This window comes from Brevibacillus massiliensis (assembly GCF_000311785.1).
Taxonomy (GTDB): Bacteria; Bacillota; Bacilli; order Brevibacillales; family Brevibacillaceae; genus Brevibacillus_C; species Brevibacillus_C massiliensis.
Genome location: NZ_HE978535.1, coordinates 720500 through 733802, shown reverse-complemented (window position 1 = coordinate 733802; position 13303 = coordinate 720500). Strand labels below are relative to the sequence as shown.

Annotated in this window: 17 protein-coding genes and 2 pseudogenes; 16 read left to right on the top strand and 3 right to left on the bottom strand. The window is 50.8% G+C overall.

Annotated features, from left to right (window positions below; translation table 11 throughout):
- Positions 1–14 precede the first annotated feature (14 nt).
- The 7 genes and pseudogenes from HGBM_RS03640 (at position 15) to HGBM_RS03610 (ending at position 3904) form a co-directional block, all read left to right on the top strand.
- Complete coding sequence (locus HGBM_RS03640; RefSeq protein WP_019119733.1) at positions 15–197, top strand: 2-hydroxymuconate tautomerase; 183 nt, start codon at positions 15–17, stop codon at positions 195–197.
- 141 nt (positions 198–338) lie between these two features.
- Positions 339–668, top strand: a complete 330-nt coding sequence (locus HGBM_RS03635) for an ArsR/SmtB family transcription factor (RefSeq protein ID WP_019119732.1) — start codon at positions 339–341, stop codon at positions 666–668.
- A gap of 16 nt (positions 669–684) precedes the next feature.
- A complete protein-coding gene (gene arsB, locus HGBM_RS03630; RefSeq protein ID WP_026074186.1) occupies positions 685–1740 on the top strand; it encodes an ACR3 family arsenite efflux transporter in 1056 nt (351 codons plus the stop codon).
- Between the two features lie 20 nt (positions 1741–1760).
- Positions 1761–2189, top strand: a complete 429-nt coding sequence (arsC, locus tag HGBM_RS03625) for an arsenate reductase (thioredoxin) (protein ID WP_019119730.1) — start codon at positions 1761–1763, stop codon at positions 2187–2189.
- A 53-nt stretch (positions 2190–2242) separates the two neighbouring features.
- A pseudogene (locus HGBM_RS31540) lies at positions 2243–2461 on the top strand (MarR family winged helix-turn-helix transcriptional regulator); the annotation flags it as partial.
- A gap of 73 nt (positions 2462–2534) precedes the next feature.
- A pseudogene (locus tag HGBM_RS26530) lies at positions 2535–2879 on the top strand (methyltransferase domain-containing protein); the annotation flags it as partial.
- A gap of 134 nt (positions 2880–3013) precedes the next feature.
- Positions 3014–3904: a fumarylacetoacetate hydrolase family protein gene (locus HGBM_RS03610; RefSeq protein WP_019119727.1), complete on the top strand. Its 891-nt coding sequence runs from the start codon at positions 3014–3016 to the stop codon at positions 3902–3904.
- Positions 3905–4070: 166 nt separating this feature from the next.
- On the opposite strand, the gene HGBM_RS30190 is transcribed toward HGBM_RS03610, so the two are convergent.
- On the bottom strand, positions 4071–4217 hold the full coding sequence (locus tag HGBM_RS30190) for a hypothetical protein (protein ID WP_019119726.1): 147 nt from the start codon (positions 4215–4217) through the stop codon (positions 4071–4073).
- On the opposite strand from HGBM_RS30190, the gene HGBM_RS03600 reads away from it, so the two are divergent.
- Entirely contained in the window at positions 4216–4461 is a 246-nt protein-coding gene (locus HGBM_RS03600; RefSeq protein WP_019119725.1) for an SDR family oxidoreductase, read from the top strand. The two genes, HGBM_RS30190 and HGBM_RS03600, sit on opposite strands and share 2 nt — an antisense overlap.
- Positions 4462–4606: 145 nt before the next feature.
- Here HGBM_RS03600 and HGBM_RS03595 read toward each other — a convergent pair whose 3' ends face one another.
- Entirely contained in the window at positions 4607–6019 is a 1413-nt protein-coding gene (locus tag HGBM_RS03595) for a sigma-54 interaction domain-containing protein (RefSeq protein ID WP_019119724.1), read from the bottom strand.
- 311 nt (positions 6020–6330) lie between these two features.
- Between HGBM_RS03595 and HGBM_RS26525 the strand changes: the two genes are divergently transcribed.
- From HGBM_RS26525 to HGBM_RS03555, 8 genes are all read left to right on the top strand, one after another.
- Positions 6331–6894 carry an SDR family NAD(P)-dependent oxidoreductase gene (locus HGBM_RS26525; RefSeq protein WP_026074185.1) on the top strand — a complete coding sequence of 188 codons (564 nt, stop codon included), beginning with the start codon at positions 6331–6333 and terminating at the stop codon, positions 6892–6894.
- A complete protein-coding gene (locus HGBM_RS29315; protein WP_081590064.1) occupies positions 6815–7054 on the top strand; it encodes an SDR family oxidoreductase in 240 nt (79 codons plus the stop codon). The genes HGBM_RS26525 and HGBM_RS29315 overlap by 80 nt, the downstream gene beginning before the upstream one ends.
- Positions 7055–7085: 31 nt before the next feature.
- Positions 7086–8564 (top strand): sodium:solute symporter family protein, encoded by a 1479-nt coding sequence (locus HGBM_RS03580; protein WP_019119722.1) that lies wholly within the window; start codon positions 7086–7088, stop codon positions 8562–8564.
- Positions 8565–8631: 67 nt separating this feature from the next.
- The gene (locus tag HGBM_RS03575; protein ID WP_019119721.1) at positions 8632–9447 is read left to right on the top strand and encodes a polysaccharide deacetylase family protein; all 816 of its coding nucleotides are present in this window, start codon (positions 8632–8634) and stop codon (positions 9445–9447) included.
- A gap of 4 nt (positions 9448–9451) precedes the next feature.
- Positions 9452–11053 carry an amidohydrolase gene (locus HGBM_RS03570; protein ID WP_019119720.1) on the top strand — a complete coding sequence of 534 codons (1602 nt, stop codon included), beginning with the start codon at positions 9452–9454 and terminating at the stop codon, positions 11051–11053.
- A 48-nt stretch (positions 11054–11101) separates the two neighbouring features.
- The gene (locus HGBM_RS03565; RefSeq protein ID WP_019119719.1) at positions 11102–11860 is read left to right on the top strand and encodes an SDR family NAD(P)-dependent oxidoreductase; all 759 of its coding nucleotides are present in this window, start codon (positions 11102–11104) and stop codon (positions 11858–11860) included.
- Positions 11861–11970: 110 nt separating this feature from the next.
- Positions 11971–12522: a flavodoxin family protein gene (locus HGBM_RS03560; RefSeq protein WP_019119718.1), complete on the top strand. Its 552-nt coding sequence runs from the start codon at positions 11971–11973 to the stop codon at positions 12520–12522.
- Between the two features lie 143 nt (positions 12523–12665).
- Positions 12666–13070: a ferritin-like domain-containing protein gene (locus HGBM_RS03555; protein WP_245552864.1), complete on the top strand. Its 405-nt coding sequence runs from the start codon at positions 12666–12668 to the stop codon at positions 13068–13070.
- Here the strand turns inward: HGBM_RS03555 and HGBM_RS31275 are convergent.
- On the bottom strand, positions 13047–13303 hold a 257-nt coding region (locus HGBM_RS31275), incomplete at its 5' end, for a hypothetical protein (protein ID WP_218916984.1). The genes HGBM_RS03555 and HGBM_RS31275 overlap by 24 nt on opposite strands.

Sequence of the window (13303 nt, the reverse complement as noted above, 5' to 3'; positions counted from 1 at the left end):
CGGAGGGAAGCATTATGCCATTGGTACATATTGAGCTGTTGGAAGGAAGGTCCGAAGAGAAGAAGCAGGCCATGATTCGCCACATCACCGAGGCGATGGCCGAATCCCTTGAGATCGAACCGGAAGAAGTCGACATCATCGTTCGGGAGGTCAGGCGAAAAGATTGGGCGACCGGCGGTGTCACCTGGGACCGGTAAGGGCTGGGGAGGTCTTCGTTTAAGTTGTGCCGCAGTGATTGCGGCCCTTTTTTTTATTGTACGAACATATGTCTGGTGTTGACTTTTTTTAATACACAAATAACAATATGGTTATATCTTTTTGAGTATGGAGGGATACCAATGACTGGGGAATTTGAAAAATTGGCTGACACCCTGAAAGCTCTCGCCGACCCGACAAGACTGAAAATCATTTCCTTGCTCCGCAGCCGCGATTGTTGCGTATGTGAACTAGTTCCCATTTTTAACATTTCACAACCAGCTATTTCAAAACATGTGAATCGCCTGAAAACGGCTGGATTGGTTCGAGAAACGCGGAAAGGACAATGGGTGTTCTATTCGCTCAATGAGAAAAGCTTAAAGGATATTGGCTTTGCTTTGTCCCAATTGCCTGATTTAACCGAGGAACTGCGGAATTTGGAAGAACGAGGATTGTTGGTTAAATGCGAGTAAAGGACGTGTACAGCAAGTGAGTAAACAGTCGCGAAAACGGTTATCCTTTCTGGATCGCTATTTGACCTTATGGATTTTTGCTGCAATGGCGCTTGGGGTTGCATTGGGAAATGCATCACCTCATTTTGTCGCGGTTATGAATGAATTTCAGGTTGGAACTACTTCGATTCCTATAGCGATTGGGTTAATCTTCATGATGTATCCGCCGCTGGCCAAGGTACGCTACGAAGAATTAGGCCGCGTCTTCCGAAATGGCAGGGTATTGACCATATCGCTGCTTCAAAACTGGGTGATCGGACCGGTGCTCATGTTTTTCTTAGCCATCATTTTCCTTCAAGGCTATCCTGAATACATGGTTGGCCTGATCATGATCGGTCTCGCGCGTTGTATTGCCATGGTCATCGTTTGGAATGATTTGTGCAAAGGTGACGCAGAGTATGCAGCGGGGCTCGTAGCTTTCAACTCGATTTTCCAAGTTCTTTTCTACTCCGTCTACACGTATGTATTTGTGACGATTTTGCCGGGATGGTTCGGTTTTGAAGGAATGATTGTAGACATTACGATGGCCGAGGTAGCAAAGAGTGTATTTATATATCTGGGGATTCCGTTTTTGGCCGGAATGGCAACCCGCTATTCACTTGTAAAAGCAAAGGGGCGTTCTTGGTATGAAACGGTCTTTCTTCCAAAAGTTAGCCCGATTACTTTGGTCGCTTTATTGTTTACCATTATCGTCATGTTCTCTCTCAAAGGCGAAATGATCATTCAATTGCCTTTTGATGTGGTGAGGATTGCAATTCCTCTGCTCATTTACTTTGTCGTTATGTTCCTCATATCGTTTTTCATGGGCAAAACAATAGGGGCAAGTTATCAAGTGACTGCTACACTTGCTTTTACCGCCTCGGGGAATAACTTCGAGTTGGCGATTGCCGTTGCCGTCGGGGTGTTCGGGATTCATTCAGGCGCGGCATTTGCCGCAGTCATCGGCCCTCTTGTGGAAGTGCCCGTTATGATTGCCCTGGTCAACCTTGCTCTTCGATTTCAGCGAACGTATTTTTCAAAGAAAGCAGCTTAACGTAAACAGGAGGAATTATCTTGCCGGATTACAAAAAAATCGTTTATTTCCTTTGTACAGGAAATTCTTGCCGCAGCCAAATGGCGGAAGGTTGGTTAAAGACGCTGGGGAGTGATCGATATGACGTGAAAAGCGCTGGCTTGGAAGCGCATGGGCTAAATCCGCGTGCCGTCCAGGTGATGAAGGAAGCTGGAGTAGATATCAGCGGGCATACTTCGGACGTGATCGACCCGGAGATTTTGAATCAGGCCGACTATGTGATTACACTATGTGGCCATGCAGACGAGCATTGCCCAGCGATTTCAAATAAAAACGCAGTGAAATGGCATTGGGGCTTTGATGATCCCGCTAAGGCTACCGGTACCGAAGAAGAGATCATGAACCGATTTCGAGATGTTAGAGACGCGATTAAATCGCGCGTGGAGAAGTTTATAGCCGAAGGTCGGTAAATGAACCTTCACCCCCGAAAAATAATAGAAAGGAAACGAGTGTTATTACTTGCAAAATTCCCCATCCTGATGATCGGCGGATGATTGTCTTTTCTTTAACGAGGGAAGGAAAGTATGTTGGGGCGGTGATAGACCAACAAATGAACGCTTATCTAAACGAAAACTTCTCTCATATGAACGATTTTGAAAAGGACACCGTGATTCGCTCGATCAAGCTATTGAACGAAGCGATGGCGAAGTCTGGGCAGTGCTGTACGACCCCTTTGAGGTAAGCTTTTTTCCATTATACTTGCAAGTTGCAAGTAAAACCATGGCTGCTGATTTTATCAACGTAATGAAGGAGACAACTGCGTGATCAATCTTTCACCGGATAAACAGCAAGTGTTTCATGAAGCGTTTCGCGTTCTGCGCCCCGGCGGGCGCCTTGCCATTGCTGATGTTGTGACGACGGCAGAGCTTCCGGAGGAGATCAAGGATGACCTGGATGCTTTATATTCAGAGTGCATATCCGGGGCATCTTCTGTTGACGAACTAAAAACGATGTTAACGGAAAGCGGGTTTGCGGATGTGGTCGTCGAGCCGAAGGATGACTCCAAGACATTTATTAAAGATTGTATTCCCGGGACGAATGTGGAGAGCTACATTGTTTCCGCTGTTATCAAGGGTGTCAAACCGCCACAACACCGCTAAAGTATCAGGCAGGAATTTCCGCGACAAGAGTCGAACTAAATAAATTCATCAGAAAAGAAAGGGCGCGGTCTGGGCGCCCCGTTTCTTTAGAAGGCGCGACAACGGATTCAAAAGCAAGCATAGGAGGAAGGCACATGATAACGATTACCTTTCAAAAACAAGGCAAGCTGTGTCTGGGAATGAAAACCGACAGAGGAATCCTGGATGTGGAACAGGCGGTTGCATCCTTTCCCGAATATCAGGACGTTCCGACCACAGTAGGCGAACTGATCGCCCGCGGCGAAGCGGGGAAAACGCTCCTCGCGCAGCTGGCAGACAGGGCCAGCCAAAACAGCTCTCTGTTTCTGGAGGAGGAGACGCTTCATTTCGGACCATGTGTCCCTGAGCCGCAAAAAATAGTCTGCGTCGGGCTTAACTATAAAAAACACGCAGACGAGTGCAACATGCCATACCCGCCTGCCCCGCTGTTATTCAGCAAATTCCACAATACACTGGCAGGACACGGCGAGGAAATTGAGCTCCCGCAGGCTTCCACCCAGGTAGACTACGAGGCGGAACTGGCGATTGTCATCGGAGCGCAAGCGAAAAACGTAACGAAAGCGGACGCGCTTTCATACGTCTACGGCTACTGCAACGCCAACGACCTGTCAGCGCGTGATCTGCAGTTTAAAAGCTCCCAGTGGCTGTTGGGCAAAACGTGTGACGGGTTTTGTCCTGTCGGTCCTTACCTGGTCAGTGCCGACGAAATCGGAAATCCCAATGACCTGCGCATTACCGCAACGGTGAATGGAGAAGTCCGCCAAGACTCCAACACCTCTGACATGATTTTCGCCTGCGACGAGATCATCAGCTACATATCAGAGCATATGACCCTGCAGCCCGGCGATCTGATCCTGACGGGAACACCCGAAGGCGTGATTACAGGTTACCCGGAAGAGCAGCGAGTCTGGCTGAAGGACGGGGATGTCGTCACGATCGAAATCGAAAAACTGGGCCAATTGACCAATCGCCTCAGAAAAGCCTGACGCAAAAAGGGTGCCAGATGCAAGTATCCCCAATCGAAAAGCGATGCCGGATTCCGCCACTCGGAATCTGGCATTTGCTTTCCAGTCAAGGCGATGGGGCTAAGGGAGTGGATGGCCACGCTTTACATTTTCCCACAAGCGTCTGCAGTTCGTGCGCCATCTGGTTTCATGTCTGGACAGACGCCGCGATCATCTGTGTGGATGCAAGCTGTTCTTCGGCTGCAGAGGCAGCGGCAGAGATATTGGCCGACGACTCGGCAACGTTGAAGAACGCTTCCGCAATGCGCTGAATGCCGACTGCCATTTCGTCCATGGCTTTAGCGTTCTCTTCAGCCGACTGGGCCTGGGTTACCGTACCGCTGGCTACTTCCTGGATGGAAGAGGGAGCCAGAGTTGTCGTTACCGATCTGCGGGAGACGGGAGAGGGTACGGCAAAAGCAATCTGTGACGCAGGTGGGGAAGCCGCCTTTTTCAAGTGCGATGTCTCGGTGAGAAACCTGATCGCCTTTACTGTCGGGAAGTACGGAAAACCGGATGGCGGCGTCACAGCTAAATAAAACTTGCATCGATTTTTTACATAATAAGTATTATGTAACCTAAACAGCAGCTCGAGCGGGCTGCTGTTTGGTTTCTTAACGTGAGATTTACGAAAGGCATGAGAGAAATAAGAAAAGCGCCGATGGGGACGCTTTTTTTGCATGGCTAGTCCTCGGGACTTGAATTGTAGAGGCAGTATTTTTTCAGCCGCCTGATCAGGAATGATTGACTAACGCCAAGAGCCGCTGCCGTTTTTCGGGTTGTCTTATGCCTGCGAAGCGCATCCTTGATCAATTCTCTTTCTACCTGTTCCAGCTTTTCCGGCAGGCTGTCCCTTTTTTCAATCCCTGGCTGATGCGGATCCGCTGGTTGGCAATGGAATGGCTCCGGCAGGTCATCGTGGGTGATAGGATTTGTTTTTGCGGTGATGACGATAAACTCTATTGTGTTTTCCAGCTCGCGAATGTTGCCTGGCCAATCGTAAGCCTGCAGGAGCGCCATCGCTTCTTTGCTAATGCGGCGTTGTTTCCTGTATTTCTCGTTACAAGACTTTAGGAAGAAAGAGACCAAAGGGGGGATATCTTCGCGCCGTTGACGCAGAGCCGGTATGTGAATGGGCACGACGTGCAATCGATAGTATAAATCGGCCCGAAATTTGCCTTGGCTGATCAGCTCTTTTAAATCACTATTTGTCGCCGCTATGATTCGTACGTCTGCTTTTTTCACTTCGGTATCGCCTACTGGGCGAAATGTCCGGCTTTGCAGAAACTGCAGCAGCGTAGATTGCAGGTGAAGCGGCAGTTCGGCGATTTCGTCCAAGTACAGGGTGCCTCTATGGGCGAGCTGGACAAGTCCGATTTTCCCGTTGACATTCGCTCCCGTAAAGGCCCCTTTCTTGTAGCCAAATAGTTCGGATTCGATCAAAGATTCCGGAATCGCCCCGCAATTCACTTCAATAAACGGCTCGTTACTGCGGCGGCTTACCTGATGGATCCGCCTGGCGACTACATTTTTCCCGACGCCGGTTTCCCCTGTGATCAAAACGGTTGCCTCAACTGCGGAAATCTTCTCGATTAACTGCGTGATTGCTCTATAAGACAAGCTTTTGCCAATAAAAGACTCGCCAGGCCCTTCCGTATTCTGGGCCAGCTTTATCTTGCGGATTTCGTCGCTATACAGGCTTAAGAGAGATTCAAGCTCTTCAAACTGATTGGTCAACTGGACAGCCTGAGTGATATCCCGCGAATGGATGACGATGTACTCTATCTCTCCTTGCTCGTCTCGCAGCAAATGACCGGTGACAAGGTACTGACAGTCGGAGTTGACGCTTTGCACTGTACTGACAGGCCTCCCCGTCTCCAGTATCATGCGGACGACAGATGGGGTAAAGATCCCTGCTTCCTCCAATTCCAGCGAATTCTTGCCGATAAACTCGGAACGAGGTCTTCTCAAGTTCTTTTCGCTGGCGTCGTTAAGCCATACGGTGTTGCCATGCTTGTCCGTAACGTAAATGCCGTCCGTAATCGCATTCATAATATCGATCAAGCGATGACTGAACAATCTGGAATTTCTGTCCATACGCGGAACCTCATGTCGTAATTTTAGTGTAATCATAACAAAGAATTTTATATTTGACGATGCCTCCAGCAAAAAAGTGATTCGAAAATGACGCAAATGCGCCAACTCCGGTTCGGAAAAACAAACTTTTGCAAATAACGGCAGATTATCTTGATCCGGTGTAGACAAGCACAGAATTGTCCTCTGTAAAGTTCATCACTCTTCTCGGATATTTGGTTTCGTTGGCACTGAATTTGCAAAATTACGAATTGACCCGATGGGAGGCGGGACCGCCTACATATAAAAATTAAGACGCGAGGAGGTGAGAAGATATGCAGAATAAAGTAGCGCTGGTCACGGGGGCGGGGGGAGCCATCGGACAAAGCATCGCGCTGCAGTTGGCCGCAGAGGGAGTACGCGTATACGCAAATGAGCTGGAAGCGAAGTCCCTGGACAGTATCGTAGCATTGGCGGCGGAAACAGGGCTTGATCTCGTCCCGCTGCCGTTTGACGTAGCGGATGAACAGCAGGTGAAAAGCGCCTTGGGGCAGTTGGACAACATCGACTATCTGGTAAACAACGCTGGCGTTTGTCCCCCTCTAAAGGACGAGGAGCTGACGGAACGGGATTGGGAGCGTATTTTTTCTGTTAATGTAAAGGGAACGTTTTTTTGTATTCATCATTCCATCGACAAGATGAAGGCCAATAGGGGCTGCATCGTCAATATTTCTTCAGGGGCTGCGAAAACGGGGGGCTCTTTTGTCAGTATTCCCTATGCCGCATCGAAAGCAGCTATTCATTCGATTACCTTATCCTATGCAAAAAAAACTGGCTCCGTATCGCATCCGGGTCAATGCGGTAGCACCCGGGTTCATCGATACGAAAATTTTGAATGAAATGCCCGTTGATAGGGAGCAGGTTCTTGCCGGCATTCCACTGGGCAGGATCGGCAGACCTGAGGACGTGGCTAATTGCGTCGCCTTTCTGCTCTCGGACAAGGCGTCGTTTATTACAGGGGAGATCGTGGATGTCAATGGCGGGGACGTAATGGATTAACAGCAGAACCAACGTAAAAAGGAGGATTTGCATGAGCAATTGGACATGGATTGACAGCGTGATCTTGCTTGGTTCATTTGCAGTGATGCTGCTGATCGGCTGGTACTACGAGAGAATGAGAATTTCCAGTGAGGGCTTCCTGGTCGCGGGGCGGGATGTCAAGTACATCAAATTGACGGCGACTGTACTTGCAACAGACATTGGCGGCGGATTTACCATCGGCCTGACCGGAATCGCCTTTGCCTCCGGCTTTTCCGCTTCCTGGATGGTCTTCACTGGTTTTGCCGGATGCATTCTTGTCGCCAGGTTTATGATTCCCAAAGTAAAGCATTTTGGCGATCGATTCAAACAGTTCACCTTGCCGGATTTTTTAGAGTACCGTTACAGCAAACGGTCTAAACTGATCGGCAGCATTATCACCATTTTTGCCAGCGTTACCTTTGTCGGCACACAAATAACGGCCGGTTCAGCCGTCATCCAGGCCGCTTCCGGCATTGACGCCAGCCTGGCCGCCTGGATTTCCGGTTTAATCGTCATCGCCTACACCGCCTTGGGGGGACTGGCAGCCGTTATCATGACGGATTTGATTCAGTGGATCATCATCGTGATCGGGATATTTACCTTGGCGCTTCCCCTCGGGCTGCGGGCGGTGGGGGGCATCGACGGACTGATCGCCAACCTGCCTGCGAGTTACTTCAGTTTAGGGGAAATCTCCATCTGGACTGTCGCAGGCTGGATGATGTCGATTATCCCTGCGTGGTTTATCTCCATGACTACCTGGCAGAGAATCTATGCCGCCAAGGATGTTAAAACGGCGAAGAGAGCATATTACACGACCGCAATTGTCGAATGGCCGATATTTGCCCTGGTCGGCACCCTGCTCGGGATGTCTGCCAAGGTGCTCTATCCCGGGATCGAGTCTGAACAAGCCTTGCCTACGCTGTTAACCAACGTTCTGCCGATCGGTGCCACCGGGTTCGTCGTCGCGGCGTTCGCAGCTGCGGTCATGTCAACGGCCAGCGGATTATTGATTGTGGCAACGGCCACATCGGTACGCGACATCTATCAATCATTTATCAACCGGCAAGCTACCGAAAAGCAAATCATGAAGTATTCGCGGCTTATGACCGTGGCATTTGGGATTGGTTCACTGGCAATCGCGCTGTACTTGCCGTTCGTCATCAAGCTGCTGCTTTACGGGTACGCTTTTCAAGCAGCGCTGTTCTTCCCGGTTATGTTTGGTCTGTTCTGGAAAAGAGCGAATGCGACAGCCGCTTTTTGGAGTTTGCTGATCGCAGGATTAGGGTCGGTATGCTGGGCGATCCTGGACAATCCGTTCGGTCTGGATCCGATCTACTTCGGGATGCCGACATCGCTCGTATTAATGCTTGTCCTCTCATACACGACCACCCATTCAGGCACAGAAAGGCTGGATTTGTTTGACGGGTTTTCTGCCGTCTCCTCCTCAACCCTATCCGCGAATGCTGGACCAAAAGGGTTAGAAGGCTGAGGGAACCCGGCGAATCCGATGGCAGCGGACACGAATTTTTTTTAGATAAATGCGGGAGGGTATCGCAATGTGGCCAAACGGAAAAAAATGTGCTGTTGTATTGACCTTCGATTTTGACGCAGAGTCTCTCTTTGTCGAGGGACAGCCGATAGAGACAGTGACGCCGGCGAAGCTGTCTCAAGGCGAGTACGGGGCGAGGGTTGGCGTGCCAAGGATTTTGCCCTGGTTGAAGCGGGAAGAGCTTCCGGCGACGTTCTTCATTCCCGGGGTTACCGCAGAAAAGTATCCCCACCTGGCAGAGAGGATCATGGCCCAAGGGCTGGAAATCGCCCATCACGGTTATACGCATGCCGAGCCTTTTTCCATGACCCCGGCAGACGAACGAGAGGATCTAGAGAAGGGGATTGAGGCGCTGCAGAAGCTGACCGGCAAAAAACCGCTCGGCTATCGGGCGCCATCGTGGGCACCTAGTCATCAGACGCTGCCATTGCTTGACGAGTACGGCTTTTTGTACGATGCCAGTCTGCTGGGCGATGAGCGGCCGTATGTCGCAGCGGGGACAAAAGGGCTGATTGAAATTCCTTCCGATTGGTGTCTGGATGACGCTCCGCACTACTTCTTCAACTTTTCACCCCGATATCGGACAGGATTGTCCGCTCCTTCCAAGGTGATGGAGATATGGAAAGCCGAGTTCGACGGGATTTATGCGGATGGGGGATGCTACGTCCTGGCGATGCACCCGCAAATCTCGGGAAGGAGTCACCGTTTGCAGGCGTTGGATGAAGTCGTCCGTTACATCCGGCAGCATGACGTCTGGTTTGCCACGATGGAAGAGGTGGCGCTCTACTGGCTGCAAACGCAGCTTTCGGGAAGGGGAAATTGACTCGATGACAGATGCCATTTTTGTCAACGGCAACATTTGTACATTGGATTCCGGTCAGCCAATTGTTCAAGCAGTCGTCGTTCAAGACGGGAAAATCGTTGATCTCGGCAGCACCAAGGACATGCTGCTGCAATGGGGCCGCAGCGGAACCAGGACGGTTGATTTACAAGGCTGCACTGTGACACCGGGGCTCATAGACAGCCATCTTCACCTGTCGGGAGTAGCCCAAAGCTTCATCTACCTGGATCTGACAAGCGTCACTTCCAAGCAAGAGCTGCTCATAAAGGTGAAACAGCGGTCGGATCAGCTGCAGGAAGGAGAGTGGTTGATTGGGCGCGGCTGGGATGAAAACCTGTTTCGCGACGGTTCGCTCCCTGGACTGGCTGAACTGGACCGCGTCGCTTCGCACTGCCCGCTGCTGCTGACGCGGATTTGCGGCCACGCTTTTCTCGTTAACAGCAGAGCTTTGGACACAATCGGCTATCATCGGGAAATGGACATTCCCGCGGGAGGGGAGATCGTGCTCGATCCTGCCATCAAAGAACCGACCGGTCTGGTTTTAGAGACTGCGTCCGAGCTTTTCCGCAAACACATTCCAGCCCCCGGGTATCAGCAGCTGAAAGCAGCTGTAAAACAGGCGATGCAGCTTGCGTTGAGCTGCGGGCTGACCAGTGCCCATACCGAAGACTTGCGCTATTTGGGCGGGTTGGAGCAAACCTATCGGATCTACGACGAGCTGATTATTCAGGAGGAAGCAGGACTCAGGTGCAACCTGCTTGTCTACTATCCGTACATGCAGGCGCTGAAAGAGCGGAACATGTGCGCCGGTTTCGGCAACAGTTCCTTGCAGATCGGTGCGATTAAGATCTTCGCCGATGGAGCACTCGGCAGAAGAACAGCATATTTATCCGAGCCGTACAGTGACGCTCCCAGCCAGTGCGGGCAGCCGATACACGATAAAGCAGCCCTGTCCGAGATCATCCGCGAAGCACGCAGCCTTCATTTTCCCGTTGCCGTCCACGTGATTGGCGACAAAGCGTTGGAGGTCGTGCTGGACTGCCTGGATCAGCATCCACCCGTCAGGTATCGAGACCGTTTGATTCATACGCAAATTCTCAGGCCAGACCTGCTGCCTCGATTGAGCCAGCCAAGCCGCGTGGCAGACATTCAACCCCGCTTTGTCGTCGGCGACTTCCCGTGGGTCGTGGAACGGGTCGGAAGAGAGCGGATCAACTTCTCGTATATCTGGAAAACAATGCGGGCAGCGGGGATCCTTTGCGCCGGAGGGTCGGATGCCCCTGTAGAGCCGATCCATCCTTTATTGGGCATTCACGCGGCGGTGACCCGCAGAGGGCCTGGGGAAACCCATCAGGGATGGAATGAAGCGGAAAGGCTGTCAGTACGGGAAGCGGTAGAGCTGTTTACAGTAGGCGGAGCGCTCGCTACAAACGAAGAGTCTGTCAAAGGCACACTTTCAAGAGGGAAGTGGGCGGACATGACCGTCTACTCCCGTAATCTGTTTTCCGGCGAACCGGATGAACTGTTGTCCACCGAAATCATGATGACGATCATCGGAGGGAAGGTCTTTTACCAAAAAGGAGCTTGACTTGTCGCAAAAGGAAAGGGAAGAAACATGATAGATGAGGTTGGATCTATGGAAGCAGATAAAGTCGCTATTATTACAGGAGCCGCTGGGGGTATTGGCCGGGCCAGCGTATTCGCCTTTTTGCAAGCTGGTTACAGCGTCGCGATGGTTGATCGGGATACTGAGAGGTTGATGACGCTGCTTCAAGAGGTGACGGCTGCAGGCATGCCGTCGGATCAAGTGATATGCCTTCCAGCGGACATTGCGGACCAGAGTCAGGTAGAATCCCTCATCGCCCGAACTATCGAGCATTTCGGGCGATTGGACGTGATGTTTAACAATGCCGGGATGTGCACGAACATTCCTTTCCTGGCTATGACCGCAGAGCAGTATGATGAGGTTGTCCGCGTGAATCAGTATGGCACGTTTTACGGGATACAGGCGGCAGCCCATGCGATGATCGGGCTCGGGATCAGCGGCGTGATCATAAATAGCTCCAGTATATTCCAGGAGGTCGCCAGCCCTGGTGTCATCCACTACCATGCGAGCAAAGCGGCCATTCAAATGATGACCAAATCGGCGGCGTTGGAGCTTGCACCACACGGAATTCGAGTAGTCGGAATTGCTCCCGGGATTGTCGACACGCCAATGCTGCAGAGGGATAAGGAACTGGGATTGTGGGAAACGCTGCAGCAAAAACACATGCGTGGAAAAGCGCTGCAGCCGGAAGAAATTGCTTCCGTCGCCGTGTTCCTGTGCTCGCCGCAGGCAAATGGCATTAACGGTTCCATCATTCCAATTGAAGACGGACTTCTCGGCAAATACTGACGGTTGATTTGGCTTCGAATTCACCGGCATTTTGGCAAAACTATCGTTTCTACAGCCGTTTCTGTATATAATGGAATTATATTGAAGCGACGAGGAAAGGAGCGAACGGGATGCAGATATTGGTTTTGCATGGAAGCTCGCGGGAAAACGGCAATACGGAACAGCTGACGAACTACGCCTTGGAGGGAATCTCCCATACCAGCATGTTCCTGAGGAAGCTGGATATCAGACCGATTGTGGACAAGCGGCACGATCCGGATGGCTTTGCCTCGGTGGCGGATGATTATGACAGCGTGATTCAAGCGCTGCTGTCGCACGAGATCTTGCTCTTTTCCACCCCCATTTACTGGTACGGAATGACGGGCGTCATGAAGAATTTTGTCGATCGCTGGTCGCAAAGCCTGCGGGACAAGCGCATTTCATTTAAAGAGGCTTTAGCGAGCAAGCAAGCCTATGTGATCGCGACCGGCGGGGACCAACCGCGGATCAAGGGACTGCCGTTGATTCAGCAGTTCCAGTACATCTTTTCTTTTGTGGGCCTGCCGTTTGGCGGATACATCATAGGAGAAGGGAATAAACCGGGTGATATCCTCCGCGACAAACGAGCGATTGCGGAGGCGCGGCTCTTGAATGAGAAGCTGAAGCAGATTTTGTTGGAATAAATGGTTCCCACTCAATCGTAACGTGAATAGCCTAAAGGAGGTGAAGTAACAAAGAAGGAGTGATTTCTATCTTTTACCAACACTACTACCATCCGTATGTTCCGCTGCCAGTCAACCTGGAAACCCAAGCGGGTGGGGAGAACATGAATCTGGTAATCAGTCTAATCGAGCAGGGGATAGCTGGTGAGCGGGAAGACGAATTATTCTACGATTATTTGATCAGTGTGGCTCCTACACAGCAGGAAAAGCAAGTCATAACCAGCATCCGGGATGATGAAAGGAAGCACCGAAGATATTTTCGGCAGCTTTATACGCAGTTAACCGGTATGGCTCCCCCCGCAGTTGAAGGCGAAGCGTTCACCCGTCCGTCCAGCTATTTGGAAGGAATTGAACGGGCACTGATGGGGGAACTGAAGGCGTTTGAAAAATACCGGACGATCTACCTGAACATACCCGCCCCATACAGGGATATTATTTTCGAAATCATGACGGACGAATTAAAGCATGCCCATTACTACAACTGGCTATACGCCAAAAATAAAGCATAAAATATGTGGAAGCACCTGTATTTTCGGGTGCTTTTTTGTGTTAGGCCATACTATTGAAAAATCAGAAAAATCGGAAGGGGATTTTTGCAGAGCCAGTGAGAAGATATTCGTTGTCAAACATTTTTCCAGGCGGCCAGGCATAGAATCTTTACAGAATTTCGGCCTGTCTCTGGCAAGGGGATGTGATACATCAGCATTCTGTGCTTGTTTTTCCGGTTCATGAATCAATAATG